Origin of the sequence: Polaribacter sp. IC073, from assembly GCF_007997075.1 — a bacterium.
Classification (GTDB): Bacteria; Bacteroidota; Bacteroidia; order Flavobacteriales; family Flavobacteriaceae; genus Polaribacter.
Genome location: NZ_VORS01000012.1, coordinates 23,543 through 42,417, shown reverse-complemented (window position 1 = coordinate 42,417; position 18,875 = coordinate 23,543). Strand labels below are relative to the sequence as shown.

At 31.7% G+C, this 18,875-nt stretch carries 13 protein-coding genes, 3 tRNA genes and 1 pseudogene; 7 read left to right on the top strand and 10 right to left on the bottom strand.

Annotation, left to right across the window (positions count from 1 at the left end):
• Window positions 1-18: 18 nt before the first annotated feature.
• Both ES045_RS15175 and ES045_RS15170 read right to left on the bottom strand, forming a co-directional pair.
• Window positions 19-362: pseudogene (locus tag ES045_RS15175) on the bottom strand (DUF3127 domain-containing protein).
• Window positions 363-729: 367 nt separating this feature from the next.
• Window positions 730-1,527 (bottom strand): RHS repeat domain-containing protein, encoded by a 798-nt coding sequence (locus ES045_RS15170; protein ID WP_147117125.1) that lies wholly within the window; start codon window positions 1,525-1,527, stop codon window positions 730-732.
• Window positions 1,528-1,577: 50 nt separating this feature from the next.
• On the opposite strand from ES045_RS15170, the gene ES045_RS15165 reads away from it, so the two are divergent.
• Window positions 1,578-1,841: a helix-turn-helix domain-containing protein gene (locus ES045_RS15165; RefSeq protein WP_147117124.1), complete on the top strand. Its 264-nt coding sequence runs from the start codon at window positions 1,578-1,580 to the stop codon at window positions 1,839-1,841.
• A 108-nt stretch (window positions 1,842-1,949) separates the two neighbouring features.
• On the top strand, window positions 1,950-2,591 hold the full coding sequence (locus ES045_RS15160; RefSeq protein WP_147117123.1) for a hypothetical protein: 642 nt from the start codon (window positions 1,950-1,952) through the stop codon (window positions 2,589-2,591).
• On the opposite strand, the gene ES045_RS15155 is transcribed toward ES045_RS15160, so the two are convergent.
• The 5 genes from ES045_RS15155 to ES045_RS15135 all read right to left on the bottom strand — a co-directional run bounded on the left by ES045_RS15155 (window position 2,592) and on the right by ES045_RS15135 (window position 6,404).
• Window positions 2,592-3,785, bottom strand: a complete 1,194-nt coding sequence (locus ES045_RS15155; RefSeq protein ID WP_147117122.1) for a site-specific integrase — start codon at window positions 3,783-3,785, stop codon at window positions 2,592-2,594.
• Between the two features lie 175 nt (window positions 3,786-3,960).
• Window positions 3,961-4,034, bottom strand: a tRNA-Arg gene (locus tag ES045_RS15150).
• 29 nt (window positions 4,035-4,063) lie between these two features.
• Window positions 4,064-4,138: transfer RNA gene (locus tag ES045_RS15145), tRNA-Pro, on the bottom strand.
• A gap of 18 nt (window positions 4,139-4,156) precedes the next feature.
• Window positions 4,157-4,240 (bottom strand) — tRNA-Ser (locus ES045_RS15140).
• A 100-nt stretch (window positions 4,241-4,340) separates the two neighbouring features.
• The gene (locus tag ES045_RS15135) at window positions 4,341-6,404 is read right to left on the bottom strand and encodes an HD family phosphohydrolase (protein WP_147117121.1); all 2,064 of its coding nucleotides are present in this window, start codon (window positions 6,402-6,404) and stop codon (window positions 4,341-4,343) included.
• Between the two features lie 136 nt (window positions 6,405-6,540).
• Between ES045_RS15135 and ES045_RS15130 the strand changes: the two genes are divergently transcribed.
• Window positions 6,541-7,716: an acetyl-CoA C-acyltransferase gene (locus tag ES045_RS15130; RefSeq protein WP_147117120.1), complete on the top strand. Its 1,176-nt coding sequence runs from the start codon at window positions 6,541-6,543 to the stop codon at window positions 7,714-7,716.
• Between the two features lie 23 nt (window positions 7,717-7,739).
• Window positions 7,740-8,510: a C40 family peptidase gene (locus ES045_RS15125; RefSeq protein ID WP_147117119.1), complete on the top strand. Its 771-nt coding sequence runs from the start codon at window positions 7,740-7,742 to the stop codon at window positions 8,508-8,510.
• A gap of 56 nt (window positions 8,511-8,566) precedes the next feature.
• On the opposite strand, the gene ES045_RS15120 is transcribed toward ES045_RS15125, so the two are convergent.
• On the bottom strand, window positions 8,567-9,811 hold the full coding sequence (locus tag ES045_RS15120) for a tetratricopeptide repeat protein (RefSeq protein WP_147117118.1): 1,245 nt from the start codon (window positions 9,809-9,811) through the stop codon (window positions 8,567-8,569).
• A gap of 22 nt (window positions 9,812-9,833) precedes the next feature.
• Window positions 9,834-12,353 (bottom strand): DNA gyrase subunit A, encoded by a 2,520-nt coding sequence (gyrA, locus tag ES045_RS15115; RefSeq protein ID WP_147117117.1) that lies wholly within the window; start codon window positions 12,351-12,353, stop codon window positions 9,834-9,836.
• 264 nt (window positions 12,354-12,617) lie between these two features.
• On the opposite strand from gyrA, the gene ES045_RS15110 reads away from it, so the two are divergent.
• The 3 genes from ES045_RS15110 (at window position 12,618) to ES045_RS15100 (ending at window position 17,660) form a co-directional block, all read left to right on the top strand.
• A complete protein-coding gene (locus ES045_RS15110; RefSeq protein WP_147117116.1) occupies window positions 12,618-15,188 on the top strand; it encodes an ATP-dependent Clp protease ATP-binding subunit in 2,571 nt (856 codons plus the stop codon).
• 97 nt (window positions 15,189-15,285) lie between these two features.
• On the top strand, window positions 15,286-16,446 hold the full coding sequence (locus ES045_RS15105) for a DUF3095 family protein (protein WP_147117115.1): 1,161 nt from the start codon (window positions 15,286-15,288) through the stop codon (window positions 16,444-16,446).
• A gap of 185 nt (window positions 16,447-16,631) precedes the next feature.
• Complete coding sequence (locus ES045_RS15100; protein ID WP_147117114.1) at window positions 16,632-17,660, top strand: TlpA family protein disulfide reductase; 1,029 nt, start codon at window positions 16,632-16,634, stop codon at window positions 17,658-17,660.
• Window positions 17,661-17,854: 194 nt separating this feature from the next.
• Here the strand turns inward: ES045_RS15100 and ES045_RS15095 are convergent, their stop codons facing one another.
• The gene (locus ES045_RS15095) at window positions 17,855-18,808 is read right to left on the bottom strand and encodes an acetyl-CoA carboxylase carboxyltransferase subunit alpha (RefSeq protein WP_147117113.1); all 954 of its coding nucleotides are present in this window, start codon (window positions 18,806-18,808) and stop codon (window positions 17,855-17,857) included.
• Window positions 18,809-18,875 lie beyond the last annotated feature (67 nt).

Here is an 18,875-nt window from a genome sequence, read left to right as displayed (position 1 = left end):
AATGTTGCAATTATTATTTTAAAATGGTAAATCATCCTCCTCTTCACCCTTTACAAGACTCATAGGAGGAACTTCTGGTAGCGTATCTTCTTTTATTTCTTGAGTATTTAAAAGTTCAATTCTCCATCCTTGAAGCGAATTAAAATATTTTGCAACACCCTCTGATTTATCCATTCTTTCCCTCTAACATTAATGCCTATTTTCACATCCTGCCCCACTGCATAATTATTTAGTAAATCACATTTATCCTGAATGAATTCTATTAAAACATGCTGTGGATATTGATCACCTGTTGTAATAACTACTTCTCGTTTCCTAAAGCCACTACTACCTATATTTTGAGTCTCGTTTAAAACTTTTATTTTCCTACTATTTCCATATTTGTTTTTTTAATAATTAAATTGATTTATTGGTTTTTTTTATTAAAATTAGTTTATTTATTACAAAATATAAGTACATACTTAAAATAGAATCAATGTGATTTCTATGATTCAAAAATAATGTCTCTCTACTTGCATTGATAAATATTAGATGCTTGCTGTCCTTAGCTAATTGCAATCTCATCAAAGAAGACCTGTAAAATATTTTACTTTTCTAAATCTACGAAAAAGCAAATAGATGAATTCACTTTAACCTCTTCCTATATTTTATTATAAGGCAAATTAGCTATTTGGTATACCTTCTTTATTTGTTTAAATTTAGGTTAATTTTCATAGATACAGTTAAATCTTAATACTCAAAGACTTCAACATCACTATAACTGCCGTTTCCATAACCACTAAAGCTATTAGAGACAGGATACCTGTCTGCATCATAAGAATAAATTGCACTAAATAATATTTTATTATTGTCGTCGGTATCTATTATTTCTTTTATATTGTTGGGAGAAAAATAAAGTCCACCTAGGCTTCCTTCTAGAGAGTTACTCATTATTACATTAAAAAAACCATACTTTTTAAATAGAACATAGATTGGATTTACTTTATTATCATAAGTAATGGTAAGATCACTCATTTTTCTAGGGTTCCCATTTGTATCAAAATCGGAATAAATATAAGTTTCTAGTTTTCCAATCAAATTATCTTTAACATCTACTTTATAGAACCTTCCGTTTGAATCATAATCCATGCTACAAAGCACTTTTCCTCCACTATCAGTAATAGAAATTAAATTTCCATCCCCGTTATAGATTTGTTTTGTTATTTGACCTGTATCTTTAATAGAGGTATTTATATCTGAATAATTAGAGGATCCTTTATATACAGTTGCTATTTTCCCATTTGCACCATATTCAAATTCATATAAAGAACCAGAACCCCCAACAAGCCACGCTTTTATAAGTTTTCCGTTTTCATATATAAATGTGTCTGGGTTGTAATAATCTGGAAATTCAGGATTCTGTACTGTAACTTGCGTTATTAGTTTTTCATCATTGGAAAAGTTTCCTGTGATGTTTTCATCATTACCTCCACAAGAAGTTAATAAAATTAGACATAGTAATACTGATGATAAAAATCTGTTTTTCATAATTTATTTTTTTTTGTTAAATATAATAATTATAACGCATATATGCGTTAATGTATTGTGTATTGTTTACTGACTTTTACCTAGTGATAAAAGTCAAGAACAAAAAATTCATAAAAGCATTTGGTGAAAGTCTAAAAATGCTTAGAACTGATGCTAATCTTTCTCAAGAAGATTTAGCAAATGACTGCGATATATCTATATCACAAATTGGTAGGATTGAAAGAGGAGAAATAAATACTACTATTTCAACTTTATTTGTTTTAGCTAAAGCTTTAGATATTGAAGTAAAAGATCTATTTAACTTCTCACAATAAGGTTTTACCCTTAATTTATTGTCTAAAATTCTGCTCATTTTTTTATTTATTAGTTGTTAATGTTTACTTTAGTGCAATAATATAAATATTCATTGCAGCCTATCTGCATTGAAAAAAAATATGCCAGCAAATTTAAACGCACTACTTAGATATAAGACTATAGATAAATGCTTAAAAAACCAATTCAAAAAATGCACTATTGAGTATTTAATAGAAAAATGCTCTGAAGCCCTGTCTGAATTTAAAGGAAAAAATACAAGTGTTTCAGAAAGGACTATAAGAGAAGATTTAAAAATTCTAAAAAGTGATGCTTTAGGGTTTAATGCACCAATTGTATTTGAAAACAATGAGTATAGATATTCTACTAAAAAGTATTCAATTTTTGATACAAAATTTAAAGAATTAAAACTATTGAGTGAAATTAAAGAAATTTTAGTTGATGAGTTTGAAAACATTAAATCTGATAAAAAATATGCATTGCTTTATAAGATAGCTAAGATTACTAAAGAAACTTTACCTAAAAAATGCTATCACAAAGATTTGGATAATTTTAATTTCTTTGAAAAGAAAGTTTTTATACCTTGTGCAGTTCATATAGAAAAAGAAACTATTCCCTTGCCAAGATATGATGAGTATCCTAAAACATACAAAGTAGTATACTATTGGTCTTGGTTTAAAACAAAAAGGAAAGTAGTAGATCTTGAAAATAAAGAATATTTTTCTTGGGAATACATTTTAGATACCTTATAATCATAACTTATTTTTTAGAATATTAATTTGTTCACTCACTTTTCTCTGCACAACTTTGCCATAATGAGCCTGCGTAATATTCATATTAGAATGCCCCAAAAGTTCTGAAACAACTTCCATTGGCACGTTATTATAAAGTAATACAGTAGTTGCAAAAGTCTTTCTAGCAATGTGATGTGTTAGTTTCTTATCTATGCTTAAAAGCTCTGAAATCTCCTTTAAATAAGAGTTAAATTTCTGATTACTTATACTTGGTAACTCATCATTATACTTATTCAAAATCTCTCTTGCTTTAGGTAATATTGGAACAGATATCTTCTTATTAGTTTTCTTTCTAATCATCTGAATCCACTCTTTTCCATCAAAACCAATTTCTACATTTTTAGTTGTCAAAGTTGACATTTCATGATAAGCCAATCCTGTATAACAACAGAATATAAATAGATCTTTCACCTGTTGCAATCTCACTTGACTAAAAGTATGTTTTTCCAAGCTCTTCAATTCTTCATCAGTTAAATAGACAATTACAGTTTTATATTTCTTATTCCTATATAAGTGAAAAGGATCTGTTTTTAAATAGTTATCTGAAATAGCAAACTGAATAATTTTCTTTACCCTCTGAATACTTCTGTACACAGTGGCTTGCCTTAATTTCAATTCAGTTTTAAAGAAATACTCTAAGTCTTGGATAAATTTTAAATCTAAATCTTTCAATCTAACATCTTTTCTTTTATAGAATTTAGTTATAAACAAAGCTACCTTTCTTCTACTCTCAACATATCTAGTCCAAGACAGTTTATTAAAGTCAATTCCTATTAGTTTTTTAGTCTTTTCGTTATGCAAATCATAAGCTCCTAAAATGGTTATTTCTTCTTTAGAGTCTTCTCCTTTATATTTTCTGTAAATATCATCTACATCAAAGTCATTAGGCAGAATTTGAAGCATTAAAAAAGCCTTATCTATCTGTTGATGAATAAGGCTTAATTTGTTGTTTAAAATTATATTTTCTTTATTACTAGGTGGTATTGCTAGTTGTTTACCACTATCCCAATAATCTGGATTTATAAAAATTCCTGTGGAGAATTCTTTTCTACTCTTTAAAAATGTAACTCTACACCTTATAGGACATTTCCCTTTCTTATTTATCCTGTTTCTTTGTAGAAAAAAGAGTACAGCTAGTTTGTAATTATTCATAGTTTTTGTTTTTATAAAATGGTACACCAGAAGAAAAAGTGGTACACCTGATTGTACACCTAAAAGATGTGATTTGATTAATTATGAAGTAATATTGAAAATGATAGGAAGTACTGAAAACCCTTACAAAACCTATAGAAAACAAAAAAGCCTCACATTTCTGTGAAGCTTTAAGTGAGCCCTGAAGGATTCGAACCTTCGACCGCCTCCTTAGAAGGGAGGTGCTCTATCCAGCTGAGCTAAGAGCCCGTAGTTTTAAAGTTGCTACGTACAACTAGTCGGGGTGGCAGGATTCGAACCTGCGACCTCCTCGTCCCAAACGAGGCGCGATGACCGGGCTACGCTACACCCCGAGTGTAACTTTTTAATTGCGGAGAGACAGGGACTCGAACCCTGGAGCCAGTTACCCGGCTACAGATTAGCAATCTGCTGCATTACCACTCTGCCATCTCTCCCTTTAATGAACTTACCGCAGTTGTTTAAAATTGCGAGTGCAAATGTACTACTAGATTTACAATTTAGCAAGATGTTTCTGCCTTTTTTTTACTTTTTTTTCTACTCAGGGTATTCAACCCTTAAGTGATAGATGTTTAGCAATTTTTTCTTTATTACTTTTTTTATAGTTTCTATTTCTTTAAAAGTAATGTCTGAATTTAAAAACTGATTATCTGACATCTGTTTTTCAACGATTCTATCTATTAAATCACTGATTGATTGCGCTGTAGGGATCTTTAAACTCTTAGAAGCTGCTTCTGCAGCATCACACATCATTAAAATCGCTGTTTCTTTTGAAAACGGATTTGGGCCTTGATACTGGAATTTTTTGATATTTATAGCTGTATCTGGGTTCATTTCTTTTTCTTTCATTAAGAAATAATAAACCGTACTTGTACCATGGTGCGTTCTAATAAAATCGATAATTCTATCTGGTAACTTATATTTCTTGGCAATTTCTACACCTTTAATAACATGATCTGTAATTATTTTAGCACTATCTCTTGGAGATAATTCGTCATGAGGATTTACACCGGTTGTTTGATTTTCTGTAAAATACATAGGATTTACCATTTTACCTACATCATGGTACAAAGCTCCCGTTCTTACCAGCATAGAGTTTGCTCCTATTTCATTGGCTGCTGCTTCCGCTAAATTTGCAACTTGCATCGAATGTTGAAACGTTCCTGGGGCTTTTTCATTTAACTCTCTTAAAAGCTTTGTATTTGTATTTGACAACTCTAATAAAGTAACATCAGAGACCAAACCAAAAACTTTCTCATACATATAAATTAATATGATCGATAAGAAAGATAGCAAACCATTCATTGCAAATAAAATAAAATAATCTAAATTTATTTGTGATGCATTTCCTTCTTTAATAATTGAAAACGCAAAATAGGTAAGCATATAGATCCCTGTAATTTGAGCTACAGAAATAAATAAAGTAGCTCTTTTATATAATTCTGAAACTGTTAAAATAGTAACCATACCCGCAATAATATGCAAGTAAATAAACTCGAAACTATCTGGTACAATATACCCTAAAAGTAATACCGTTAAAACATGTGTAAATAAACCTAACCTCGCATCAAAGAAAGCTTTTAAGACAATGGGAAGTACACTTAAAGGAACAACATATAAATAATCTGAATTGTACTTTATCACCAACGTTTGTATAAAAATCATCGCAAAAACGTTGAAAAAGATAAACGTTACTTTATTGTTATTGTCATAGATTTCTACCCTGTATTTCTTCAAGAATAATAAGAGCATTAATAATGCTAAAGAAACCAAAATGGTGTATCCTAAAATAATCCAATTGTAATTAGACTCGGTCCAAACCTTAGATTCAGACTCACTTTTTAAAGAACTTAAAATGGCTAATTTTTTTCCTTCAACAATATCTCCTTTTTGTATAATTAATTCTCCCGATGAGACTTTTCCTTTTGTATAGGATATATTTTTAGTTTCATTGGCAATTACTTTTTCAGTAAATTCTGCATCATAAGTTATATTCGGTTTAATAACCTCTGATAATATGTTAAAAAGTTGTTTTCTTCGCTCTTTTGTAAAGTTATTTTCTAAATTTTCTGTAATAATTTTTAAAACTTCATTAGAGTTGTGTAAATTTTTAAAAGGAATATCTTTTACTACATTTTCTTTTCTAATCGTAATCAGTTCGTCTTTATTCGCAATTTTATCTTGACTAACCACTTCTAAAAACCCCAGTTTATAAACCTCATCAATTATATAAAGCCCCATTTCTTTAAAAGAGGATTTTTGCTTAATTGTTAAGGAGTCGCTTAAAAATGCTGGAGAAATTCTTTTTTCAAAATTAGTTTTCACTTCATTTACAATATAATTATTGTATGTAAAATAAAGTTTAATGTCTGCTTCTATTTGTTTTTTCTCTATTCTAATTTCGGCTTCAGATTTCTGAACAGCAAAATCAAAAGGTGCATATAAATTCTCATATTTCCATAATTGCCCATTATTAAAATCATATTTAAATTGTCCTCCTTTCGGAAATAAATAAACAATAGCAACCGTTGTGATTAAAAATAAAATTACTTTATAAATGATGGTATTGTTTTGATAGAGTTTATTTACGAAGTTGCTCATATTTATTTTCTTGTGAATACAAACTTACTGCAAAAAAGTTAAGCTTAGAAATTCAAGGGAAACAAACCTCCAAAAATTGATTAAAAAAGATTAATTTAGCACACAATCTTACATTAAAATAATCTCAAAATATCATATGAAAGAAGTAGTAATTGTATCTGTTGCTAGAACACCTATCGGAAGTTTTATGGGAAGTTTATCTTCTATACCTGCAACAAAACTAGGTGCTGTAGCAATAAAGGGAGCTTTAGACAAAATTAATTTATCACCAGAAATGGTGCAAGAAGTGTATATGGGAAATGTAGTTTCTGCTGGTTTAGGGCAAGCTCCTGCAAGACAAGCTGCTATGTATGCTGGCATTCCTAATTCTGTACCTTGTACAACTGTAAATAAAGTGTGTGCTTCTGGTATGAAATCTATCATGCTGGCTGCTCAAACAATAGCTCTGGGTGATGCTGATATTGTGGTTGCTGGAGGAATGGAAAACATGAGTTCAATTCCACATTATCAACATGCAAGAAATGGTGCTAAATTTGGACCAATTACCATGGAAGATGGAATGCAAAAGGACGGTTTAGTTGATGCGTATGATAAAGTTCCTATGGGAGTTTGCGCAGATGATTGTGCGACCGAATATAACTTCTCAAGAGAAGATCAAGATGCATTTGCTGTACAATCTTACAACCGTTCTGCAAAAGCTTGGAGCGAAGGAAAATATGCGGATGAAATTGTACCTGTAGAAATTCCTCAGAGACGTGGAGATCCTATTATTTTTTCTGAAGATGAAGAATATAAGAACGTAAAGATGGATAGAATTGCAACCTTAAGAGCCGCCTTTACAAAAGACGGAACAGTTACAGCTGCAAATGCTTCTACAATTAATGATGGTGGTGCTGCATTGGTTTTAATGTCTGCTGAAAAAGCCAAAGAATTAAACATTACTCCGCTTGCTAAAATTAAAAGTTATGCAGATGCTGCACATGAACCTAAATGGTTTACAACTGCACCGGCAAAAGCATTACCTAAAGCATTGGCAAAAGCAAATATTTCTATTGATGATGTAGATTATTTTGAATTAAATGAAGCTTTTTCTATCGTAGGTTTAGCCAACATGAAAATTTTAGGACTTACAGATAAAAACGTAAATGTAAATGGTGGTGCTGTTTCTTTAGGGCATCCTTTAGGGGTTTCTGGAGCAAGAATAGTTATTGCTTTAACATCTATTTTAAAGCAAAATAATGCAAAAATTGGTGCTGCAGCAATCTGCAATGGTGGTGGTGGCGCTAGTGCAATGGTAATAGAAAGAATTTAAAATTTATAAAACTTTATCTATTTATGCTTTTTGGCATTTGTAATTTAAGCATCGTTCCCTTAAGGTTAGAAGAATCTGACACGTCTGAAATGATTAGTCAGGTACTTTTTGGTGAGCATTTTGAAATCATTGAAAAGCAAAAAAACTGGAGTAAAATCCGTTTAGCTTTCGATAATTTTGAAGGTTTTATAGACAATAAACAATATCTTGAAATTACAGAAGATTCATACACTCAAATTTGTAATGAAACGCCTGCGTATTCTAGTGAAATTTTAGATTTTGTAACCAGTGAAAATAACGAGTTAACAACAATTGCTATTGGTTCTCAATTGCCTTTTTTAAAGGAAGGAAATTTAAAACTAGGAAGTTGTAATTATTCTTATGACAATACTGTTTACCATGGAGTATCCTCTAAAAATGATATTTTAAAAACAGCTTTCACGTATTTGAATGCTCCTTTTTTATGGGGAGGAAAATCACCCTTTGGAATCGACTCTTCTGGTTTTACCCAAATAGTATATAAACTTTGTGGCTATACCTTATTTAGGAATGTAAAAGAGCAAGCAGCACAAGGAGAAGTTTTAAGTTTTATTGAAGAGAGTGAACCAGGAGATTTGGCTTTTTTCGATAATGAAGAAGGCGAAATAATTCATGTGGGCATTATTTTGAATGATTACAACATCATTCACGCACACGGAAAAGTAAGAGTAGACACTTTAGATCATAGTGGTATCTTCAATAAAGATCTTCAAAAACATACGCACAAATTAAGAGTTATTAAAAAAGTGATATAAAAAAAATCCGAAACTTTAAGGTTTCGGATTTTTTTTATAATATCAATTAAAGAGAATTACTGTCCTCTTAATTCTTTATAAATAGGTCTTAAAGCATCTGCTTCTTTTTCCATTTCTAAAGTATCATAAATATTTAATAAAGATCTAACTGTATCTGCAGACCTTTTAATATTATCTGCTTTTACCAAATAAGGTAACGCTTTTTTATACAATGCTTTTTGCTTGTCTTGTAACGCATCATATTTCTTAAAATTAGATAAGTTTTTGTTCATTTGCTCAACAAGCTCTTTTTCTTCTGAAAGCATTGTAACTGCTAAATTCATGTATGCATCTCCGTATTCAGGATCTAACTCGATAGCTTTCTTATAGTATTTAACCGCATCTTCAGTTTTACCCTCGTTTGCATTTACAACACCTAAATTAAAAAACAAGGTGGGGTTTGTTGGATCTAATTTAACAGCCTCTTTCATTAACTCCCCAAACTTATCCATTTGATCAAGCTTAATGTACAATTGAGCTTCGTTCAAAATTAAGTTTACATCTTTAGGATTTGCTTTTCTAGCTTCTTGCAAAGCAATTACAGCTTCTTCCGTTTTTCCTTGATTTACTAAAATATAACCAATATTTTTTACAATTTCGGCTTGTTTAGATTCTAGCGCTTTTTCAGTAGGGTTAGTATATTGACCAGTTTTTACCAATAAATCTCTGTTGGTTTTAGAACCTAAATTCTCTACTTCGCCAGTTTCTTTATTAGTTCCTAAATATTGTGTAGAAATACCTGTATAACCAATTGCTTTTAATTCTTTATAATAATCTAAAGAAACATCATAATCTTCTGACAAAGATGCACTTATTGCTGCGTTGTATAAAAAACTAGTGTCTTTAGGACTTAATTTATATGTTAAGTAAAAATTGTCTTTTGCAACACTATAATTCTTCTCGTTGTATTGCGCAATCGCTTTGTTAGATACAAACTGAATTAAGTCATTTAATTTAGGCTGAGCTTCTTCTGTGTATTTCTGCTTTCCAATTTCTTTTTCATATTCAAATAACTTAGTATATGCATCCGCAGCTTTTTGAACATCTGTTTTACCATAAGCAGCACCTCTTAAAAAGTAGTACTTTGCTCTGTATTTAGAATCCATAGTAGCCTCCATACTTTCTAGAGATTCTATGATAACTTTAGCTTCTTTTAAATCTCCTTTTTTAATTGCCTTCTCTACAGATCTTAATTCCTTTTTTTGACCAAAAGCCACTACAGACATTAAACCTAGCGAGATTGCTAATATTTGTTTTTTCATTTTATTAGTTATTAGTTTATTGTTATTCTTGATTTTCATCTGAACCATTTTCAATTTCCGTGCCATTTTCTATTTCGCCTTCAATATCCTCTTCTTCAACTTCTTCTTCATGAGCTACTTTAGCAACAGCTGCAATACTGTCTGAACCTTTAATATTAATTAAACGAACCCCTTGTGTAGCACGTCCCATAACTCTTAAGTCTTCAACCGCCATTCTAATAGTCAATCCAGATTTGTTAATAATCATCAAATCATTTGAATCATTTACATTTTTAATTGCTACTAAATCACCTGTTTTTTCAGAAATATTTAAAGTTTTTACACCTTTACCTCCTCTATTGGTAATTCTATAATCTTCTAATTTAGATCGCTTACCATATCCTTTTTCAGAAACAACAAGAATATTGCTTTCCATATCGTTTACGGCAACCATACCAATTACCTCATCTTTGTCATGTTGTAAAGTAATTCCTCTAACACCAGATGCAGTTCTTCCCATTGGGCGTGTTTTAGCTTCCTCGAAACGAATAGATTTACCAGATTTTAATGCTAACATTACTTGGCTATCACCAGTTGTTAGCTTTGCTTCTAATAATTCATCACCTTCTTTAATAGTAATTGCATTAATACCATTTGTTCTTGGTCTAGAATATTGCTCTAAAGAAGTCTTTTTAACTTGACCTTTCTTCGTTGCCATAATCACATAATGGCTATTGATGTAGTCTTCGTTTTTTAAATCTTCTGTTACTAAGAATGCTTTTACTTTATCATCTTGCTCTATGTTGATTAAGTTTTGCATTGCTCTACCTTTCGTGTTTTTACCTCCTTCAGGAATTTCATATACACGCATCCAGAATACTTTCCCTTTTTGAGTAAAGAACATCATATATTGGTGATTTGTTCCTACAAATAGGTGTTCTAAGAAATCTTCATTTCTTGTAGTAGCTCCTTTTTGACCTCTTCCGCCTCTATTCTGAACTTTATATTCTTCTAAATTTGTACGTTTTAAATAACCCGCATTAGAAATGGTAACAACAACCTCTGTATCTGGTATCATGTCTTCAATTCTCATGTCACCACCAGCATACTCTATAATAGATCTGCGGTCATCACCATATTTATCTCTAATATGAGCTAACTCATCTTTAATAATTTCATAGCGTCTCGGTTCGTTTGCTAAAATATCTTTTAAATCGATTATTGTTAACATAATTGCATCAAATTCTGCACGCAATTTATCTTGCTCTAAACCTGTTAATTGACGCAAACGCATTTCTACAATTGCTTTCGCCTGAATTTCTGTCAGCGCAAAGCGTTCAATTAAGCTTTCTCTAGCTTCATCTGCATTATTCGAAGCTCTAATAATTTTAATTACTTCATCAATATTGTCTGATGCAATAATTAATCCTTCTAAAATATGTGCTCTTGCTTCTGCTTTCTTAAGATCGAACTCTGTTCTACGAACAACAACTTCATGTCTGTGCTCGACAAAATAATGAATAAGCTCTTTTAAATTTAATTGCTCTGGTCTTCCTTTTACCAAGGCAATATTGTTTACACTAAAAGAAGTTTGTAATTGTGTGTATTTAAATAATTTATTTAAGACGATATTAGGTATTGCATCACGTTTTAAAATGTACACAATACGCATTCCGTTTCTATCAGACTCATCTCTAATATTAGAAATACCAGATATTTTCTTATCATTAACAAGTTCTGCAGTTTTTTTAATCATTTCTGCTTTGTTCACTTGGTAAGGAATCTCGGTAACAATAATACACTCACGTCCCTTTACTTCCTCTATAACAGCTTTAGCACGCATTACAATACGTCCACGGCCGGTATGAAAAGCATCTCTTACACCATCATAACCATAAATAATTCCTCCTGTAGGAAAATCTGGCGCCGTAATGTGTTGCATTAACTCATCTATCTCAATATCTCTATTATCTATATATGCAAGTGTACCGTTAATAACTTCTGTTAAGTTGTGTGGCGCCATATTTGTAGCCATACCAACAGCAATACCAGAGGCTCCGTTAACTAACAAGTTAGGTATACGTGTTGGTAAAACGGTTGGTTCTTGCAAAGTATCATCAAAATTTAAACGATGATCTACGGTATCTTTTTCAATATCAGCCAACATGTCTTCTGATATTTTCTGCATTCTTACCTCTGTATAACGCATTGCTGCCGGAGAATCTCCATCTACAGAACCAAAATTCCCTTGCCCATCTACCATCATGTAACGCACACTCCAATGTTGTGCCATACGCACCATAGAATCGTATACGGATGTATCACCGTGTGGGTGAAACTTACCTAAAACTTCCCCAACAATTCTTGCGGATTTCTTGTAAGACCCCGTTGCTTTAATCCCCAACTCATGCATACCAAATAAAACTCTTCTATGAACGGGTTTTAAACCATCTCTCACATCTGGTAATGCTCTTGAAACAATAACTGACATCGAGTAATCGATGTACGCAGATTTCATCTGCTCTTCAATGTTAATCGGAATTAACTTTTCTCCGTCTGCCATATATATTCTCTATTAATATTTAGTCATTTTTTTAAAACAAGGCAAGATACTCTTTCTAGGGCTATCTACAAAGGTTTACATCTACTGAATTTAAAGAGAGTTATCAACATTTATTGATAATTTTTATCTCCTTTTTATTTGGCTGATTTTCAACAGTTTTCTAACTTAGATCCGAAGTCAAACTGTCAGTTTTTCAGCCTTGGCACCTTTTTTGTAATTATTCAAATAAAAAAGGACTAAATTTACATCAATAGATAATAAAATATGGACGATAATTTTTCACCAAAAGTAAGAGATGTAATCGCTTTCAGTAAAGAAGAAGCACTAAGATTAGGGCATGAATTTATTGGGACAGAACATTTATTATTAGGTTTAATTAGAGAAGGAGAAGGAAAAGCAATGGAAATCTTAACTGCATTTGATGTAGACACAATTCTTTTGCGTAAAAAGCTAGAACAATTAAACCCTGTAGACCCAATGTTTACAGAAACTTCAGAAAAGAAAAGCTTGCATTTAACAAGGCAAGCAGAAAAGGCGCTTAAAACTACGTTTCTAGAAGCTAAACTATACCAAAGTGAGTCAATAGACACAGCTCATTTATTATTATGCATTTTAAGGAACGAAAATGATCCTACAACAAAATTAATTCAGAAGTACCATGTAAATTACGACGAGGCGAAAGCTTTGTACAAGCAATTACATGCAGATGATGCAATTGATTTACCAAATAACCCAATTGCAGAAACACCTTCTGATGATGACGAATTTGCATCAGAAAAATCGAATCCTTTTGAGCAAGCTCCTAAAGGAAAAAACGTAAAAAAATCGAAAACACCTGTTTTAGATAATTTTGGTAGAGATTTAACTGCTATGGCAGAACAAGGGAAGTTAGACCCGGTTGTTGGTAGACAGAAAGAAATTGAGCGTGTTTCACAAATTTTAAGTAGAAGAAAAAAGAACAACCCGATGTTAATTGGAGAACCTGGTGTTGGTAAATCTGCCATCGCAGAAGGTTTAGCCTTAAGAATTGTAGAACGCAAAGTGTCTAGAATCTTATTTGACAAACGTTTGGTTTCTTTAGATTTAGCAAGCTTAGTTGCGGGTACAAAATACCGTGGTCAGTTTGAAGAACGCATGAAAGCATTAATGAATGAACTAGAAAAGAATGAAGATATTATTCTTTTTATTGATGAAATTCACACCATTGTTGGTGCGGGTGGCGCAACAGGTTCTTTAGATGCCTCTAACATGTTAAAACCTGCTTTGGCAAGAGGAGAAATACAATGTATTGGTGCAACTACGTTGGATGAGTTTAGAACAAATATCGAAAAAGATGGCGCTTTAGAACGTCGTTTTCAAAAGGTAATTGTAGACCCTACTTCTGTAGAAGAAACCATTCAAATTTTACAAAACATAAAAAGCAAGTATGAAGAGCATCACCATGTAAATTATACAGATGACGCCATAGAAGCTTGTGTAAAATTAACAAATAGATATATGACAGATAGATACCTGCCAGACAAAGCAATTGACGCTTTAGATGAAGCGGGTTCTAGAATTCATATTACAAACATCGTGGTACCAGGGCAAGTTTTAGAACTAGAAGCGCAATTAGAACGCATTCGTGAGGAAAAAACAAAAGCTGTAAACGGACAAAAATATGAGGAAGCTGCCAAATTACGTGATGATGAAAAAAACATTGAAGCTGCGCTAAATTCTGCTCAAAAACAATGGGAAGATGATTCTAAATTAAACCGCGAAGTAGTTACAGAAGATAATGTTGCAGAAGTAGTTTCTATGATGACAGGAATTCCTGTAAATAGAGTTGCTGAAGCAGAAACACATAAATTACACGAGCTGCCTCAGTTAATTAAAGGGAAAGTTGTGGGACAAGATATCGCGGTTACCAAAGTTGTAAAAGCAATACAGCGTAATAGAGTTGGTTTAAAAGACCCGAACAAACCAATTGGTTCGTTTATTTTCTTAGGTCAGACTGGTGTTGGTAAAACACAGTTGGCAAAAGTTTTAGCGCGTGAATTATTCGATTCTGATGATTCTTTAATTAGAATTGACATGAGTGAATACATGGAGAAGTTCGCAATTTCTCGTTTAATTGGAGCACCTCCAGGATATGTTGGTTACGAAGAAGGTGGCCAATTAACAGAGAAAGTGAGAAGGAAACCGTATTCTGTAATTTTGTTAGATGAAATAGAAAAAGCGCATCCAGATGTGTTTAATATGTTGTTACAAATTTTAGATGACGGGCATATTACCGACAGTTTAGGTAGAAAAATCGATTTTAGAAATACCATAATTATTATGACTTCTAACATTGGTGCGCGTCAATTAAAAGATTTTGGTGGTGGCGTTGGTTTTGGTACTGCTACTAAGACAGCACAAGCAGACGAACATGCTAAATCTGTAATTGAAGGTGCCTTAAAGAAGTCTTTTGCACCAGAATTCTTAAACAGAATAGATGACGTAATTATCTTTAACGCTTTAGAAAGAGATGATATTCATAAAATTATAGATATCGAATTAGATAAATTATTAAATAGAATTTCTGATTTAGGCTACACGTTGAAATTAAGCGAAAAAGCAAAAGATTACATCGCAGACAAAGGTTTCGATAAGAAATACGGAGCAAGGCCACTTAAAAGAGCCATACAGAAATACATTGAAGATGCCTTGGCAGAAGAAATTGTAAATTCTAAACTTTCTGAAGGTGATACGATTTCTATGGAATTGGATGAGAAAGAGAATAAGCTCACCATTAAAATTGAAAAAGGTGAAAAGAAACCTGAAATAAGAACTGAAACAGAAACAAAGTCTTAAAGTATTAAAATCCCAAACGAAAGTTTGGGATTTTTTTTGTTTAAAAAAACTAACTTAGCTAACTACAGATTAAAAGAAGTAATTTGTAGTTGTAACAATGGAGAATATAAAATATTACACGCAATTAAAGAAATCTAATAAAACGCTGGTCCATTTATTAGCAGATGAATCTGGTTTCTCTGAGATTCCGAATACTTGGCATGTAGTTGTTGTAGATATTAAAAATTCTACAAAGGCGATTAATGAAGGCAAACACCAACAAGTAAACCTAACAGCAACCGGTGCAATTATATCGGTTTTAAACACCATTAGAAAAGAAAAAAAGAATATTGAAATTCCTTATTTTTTTGGTGGTGATGGGGCTACATTTATTATTCCAACATTACTTCTTAAGAAAGTTACACTCGTTTTAGAAAACTACAGTCTTCACATTAAAAGAAATGTAAACCTAACACTTAGAGTTGGTCATGTTTCGATTCAGGATTTAGTTGATCAAAAAGCGAATTTAAAAATAGTAAAACATCAACTTACAGAGCAATTGGCAATTCCTATTGTGCTAGGAAATGGCTTAAAGAAAGCAGAAGAAATTATTAAAAGTACTTTTATAGAAATAGATTCCGATGGTTTTAAAGAGCATCTTTTAAACTTAGAAGGAATGGAATGTAGGTGGAAAGAAATCAACCCTACACAGAACAAAAAGAAAGTTATTTGTTTGTTATTAGATGCTGTAAAAGAAACAGATCAGAAAGATGTTTATAGAGCTATTCTTACTAAAATGGATGCCATTTTTGGCACATTTAACAAGAGGCAACCTATAAAGTCTAACAATCTAAAATTAAATTTTAGTATTTCTAAAATTTGGAAAGAAATGAAAATTAGTATTGCCAATAAAAGCTTCCTTTACTTGCTTAAAAATTGGATTGCTACACTTGTAGGGAAATGGTATTTTAATATGTCTGAAAACGGAAAACAATACTTACATCAAATAGGGCAGCTATCGCACACTTTTATGCTAGACGGCATGATCAATACAATTTTCACAGCAGAACAAAGCAAAATAAATCTTTTTGTAGCCTACTTAAATCAACTAGAAAAGGAAAATAAAATTATTTATGGCATTCATGTAACACATGCATCTATAATGTCTTGCTACGTTTTAGATAGAAAAACAAAACACGCACACTTTGTAGACGGAACTGAAGGCGGTTATACTTCTGCCGCAAAAATGTTTAAAACAAAATTAAAAGGGTTGCATTAATCCTTAAACCCTTTCCTGCCCAATCCTGGTTGCAATCAATAAAATCCATGAAACACAAATAACTCTAGAGTCAGGAAGTTTTAAATAGCTGTATTCAAAACTAAATCAATCTTAAAACTAACAAGAGATTAACACTTTCTAATCTAATTTAATTTTATATTTGTTCGAAATTATAATATTACAAAATGAAAAAAATAAGCATGGTATTTCTTGCTGTTATGGCAATGGTTTCTTGTACGAAAGAACATTCTAAAAAATATCTTTCGGTATCAGGTAAATTAGATAACAACAAAGATTCTGTTATTACAATATCCGGACAAAAAGGCCTTCTTAAAACAATTGCTATAAATACTGATGGCACTTTTAAAGATACTTTAAAAGTTGAAAAAGCAGATGTATATGTTTTTAGCACAAGTCAATCTAAAAGATCTCCAATCTATTTAAAAAATGGTTTTGATATTAAATTAAATGGTGATTCGGATAAATTTATGGAAAGCTTTGTCTTTTCTGGTAAAGGTGCAAATAACAGTAATTTTATGCTTGCACAAATTAAGGAAAGCCAAAAAATTGGAAATCCTGCTTTAATTTTAGAGCTTGAAGAAACCGCTTTTAAGAATAAATTAGAGCTTATTAGAAATAAATATGATAGCATTTTAAAATCTTATGATGCTATCGATAGTTCTTTGGTTGCAATGGCTAATCAACAAAATACACAAATGATGAACTACTTTAACCAAGCTTACAGTAAAAGCAAAACAATGGCTAAAGGAACTCCGTCTCCTAAATTTGAAAACTACACTGATTTTAAAGGTGGCAAAAAATCTTTAGATTCTTTTAAAGGTAAATACGTATACATAGATGTTTGGGCTACTTGGTGCGGACCTTGTATTCAACAAATTCCTTTTTTAAAGTCTTTAGAAAAAGAATACCATGGAAAAAACATAGCATTTATTAGCCTTTCTACAGATGAGTCTAGAAGAAGTGGTGGTTCTTGGGAAGCTGCAGAAAAAAAATGGAGAGATTTTGTAAAAGCAAAACAATTAACAGGAACGCAATTGTGGGCTGGACAAGATTTTTCTTTTCAACAAGAATATCAAATAAATGCAATTCCTAGATTTATTTTAATTGATCCTCAAGGGAATATTGTAGATGCAAATGCTCCAAGACCTTCTGAACAAAGATTAAAAGATTTATTTACTTCTTTAGGAATTTAGATGTTTAGATGTTTAGATGTTTAGATGTTTAGATGTTTAGATATAAAAAAGCGAAATTCAAATGAATGAATTTCGCTTTTTTTTAGTTAAAATTTTTCTAGTATTCATCTAAAATAAAAAAGACGAAATTCCATTTAGAATTTCGTCTTTTTTTAGTAATAATCTTACGTCTTATCTCTCTTCTGAAACAAAAATTACTCTTTATAAACGCCCATATTAGCGTATTTGTCCATTCTCTTTGCTACTAAATCTTCTTCAGATAGGTCTTTCAACTCGTTAAAAGCAAGAACTATTTGATTTTGAACCGCTTCAAAAGCACCTTGTCTATCAGAATGCGCTCCTCCAACAGGCTCTTTAATGATACCGTCAATCAGTTTCATTTTCTTCATGTCTGTTCCTGTTAGTTTTAAAGCAGCGGCAGCTTGTTCTTTAAACTCCCAACTTCTCCATAAAATAGAAGAACAAGATTCCGGAGAAATAACCGTATACCAAGTATTTTCCATCATATACACTCTATCTCCTACTCCAATTCCTAAAGCTCCACCAGAAGCTCCTTCACCAATAACAACCGTTATAATTGGTGTTTTTAGAATGGTCATTTCAAAAATATTTCTGGCAATAGCCTCCCCTTGTCCGCGTTCTTCTGCTTCTAAACCAGGGTATGCACCAGGAGTGTCTAATAAAGTAACCACAGGAATTCCGAATTTCTCTGCCATTTTCATTAAACGCAACGCTTTTCTATATCCTTCAGGATTTGCCATCCCAAAATTTCTATACTGACGTGTTTTAGTATTGTATCCTTTTTGCTGACCAATAAACATATAAGATTGATCGCCAATTTTACCTAAACCACCAATCATTGCTTTATCATCACCAACATTTCTGTCTCCATGAAGCTCCATAAAGGTATCTCCACAAATGGCTTTAATATAATCTAAAGTATAAGGTCTACTTGGGTGTCTAGATAATTGGACACGTTGCCAAGGCGTTAAATTTTTATATATATCTTTTCTAGCAGTTTCTAATTTTTTTGCTATTTTCTTACAAGTAGCAGTAACATCTACTTCACTTTCTTCACCAATAATTTGGCATTTTTGCAGCTGATCTTGAAGCTCTTTTATTGGCATTTCAAATTCTAAATACTCCATATTGTAGTGATTTGATTTTTGTTGTTTGTAGGGACAAACATACTATAAAAATTACTTTTTTGGTAAA

Bases quoted from the DNA above. Each gene is read 5' to 3' on its own strand.
- ES045_RS15170 (WP_147117125.1), bottom strand. From the start codon at position 1,527: ATGAAAAACAGATTTTTATCATCAGTATTACTATGTCTAATTTTATTA.
- ES045_RS15165 (WP_147117124.1), top strand. From the start codon at position 1,578: ATGTATTGTGTATTGTTTACTGACTTTTACCTAGTGATAAAAGTCAAG.
- ES045_RS15155 (WP_147117122.1), bottom strand. From the start codon at position 3,785: ATGAATAATTACAAACTAGCTGTACTCTTTTTTCTACAAAGAAACAGG.
- ES045_RS15135 (WP_147117121.1), bottom strand. From the start codon at position 6,404: ATGAGCAACTTCGTAAATAAACTCTATCAAAACAATACCATCATTTAT.
- ES045_RS15130 (WP_147117120.1), top strand. From the start codon at position 6,541: ATGAAAGAAGTAGTAATTGTATCTGTTGCTAGAACACCTATCGGAAGT.
- ES045_RS15125 (WP_147117119.1), top strand. From the start codon at position 7,740: ATGCTTTTTGGCATTTGTAATTTAAGCATCGTTCCCTTAAGGTTAGAA.
- ES045_RS15120 (WP_147117118.1), bottom strand. From the start codon at position 9,811: ATGAAAAAACAAATATTAGCAATCTCGCTAGGTTTAATGTCTGTAGTG.
- gyrA (WP_147117117.1), bottom strand. From the start codon at position 12,353: ATGGCAGACGGAGAAAAGTTAATTCCGATTAACATTGAAGAGCAGATG.
- ES045_RS15110 (WP_147117116.1), top strand. From the start codon at position 12,618: ATGGACGATAATTTTTCACCAAAAGTAAGAGATGTAATCGCTTTCAGT.
- ES045_RS15105 (WP_147117115.1), top strand. From the start codon at position 15,286: ATGGAGAATATAAAATATTACACGCAATTAAAGAAATCTAATAAAACG.
- ES045_RS15100 (WP_147117114.1), top strand. From the start codon at position 16,632: ATGAAAAAAATAAGCATGGTATTTCTTGCTGTTATGGCAATGGTTTCT.
- ES045_RS15095 (WP_147117113.1), bottom strand. From the start codon at position 18,808: ATGGAGTATTTAGAATTTGAAATGCCAATAAAAGAGCTTCAAGATCAG.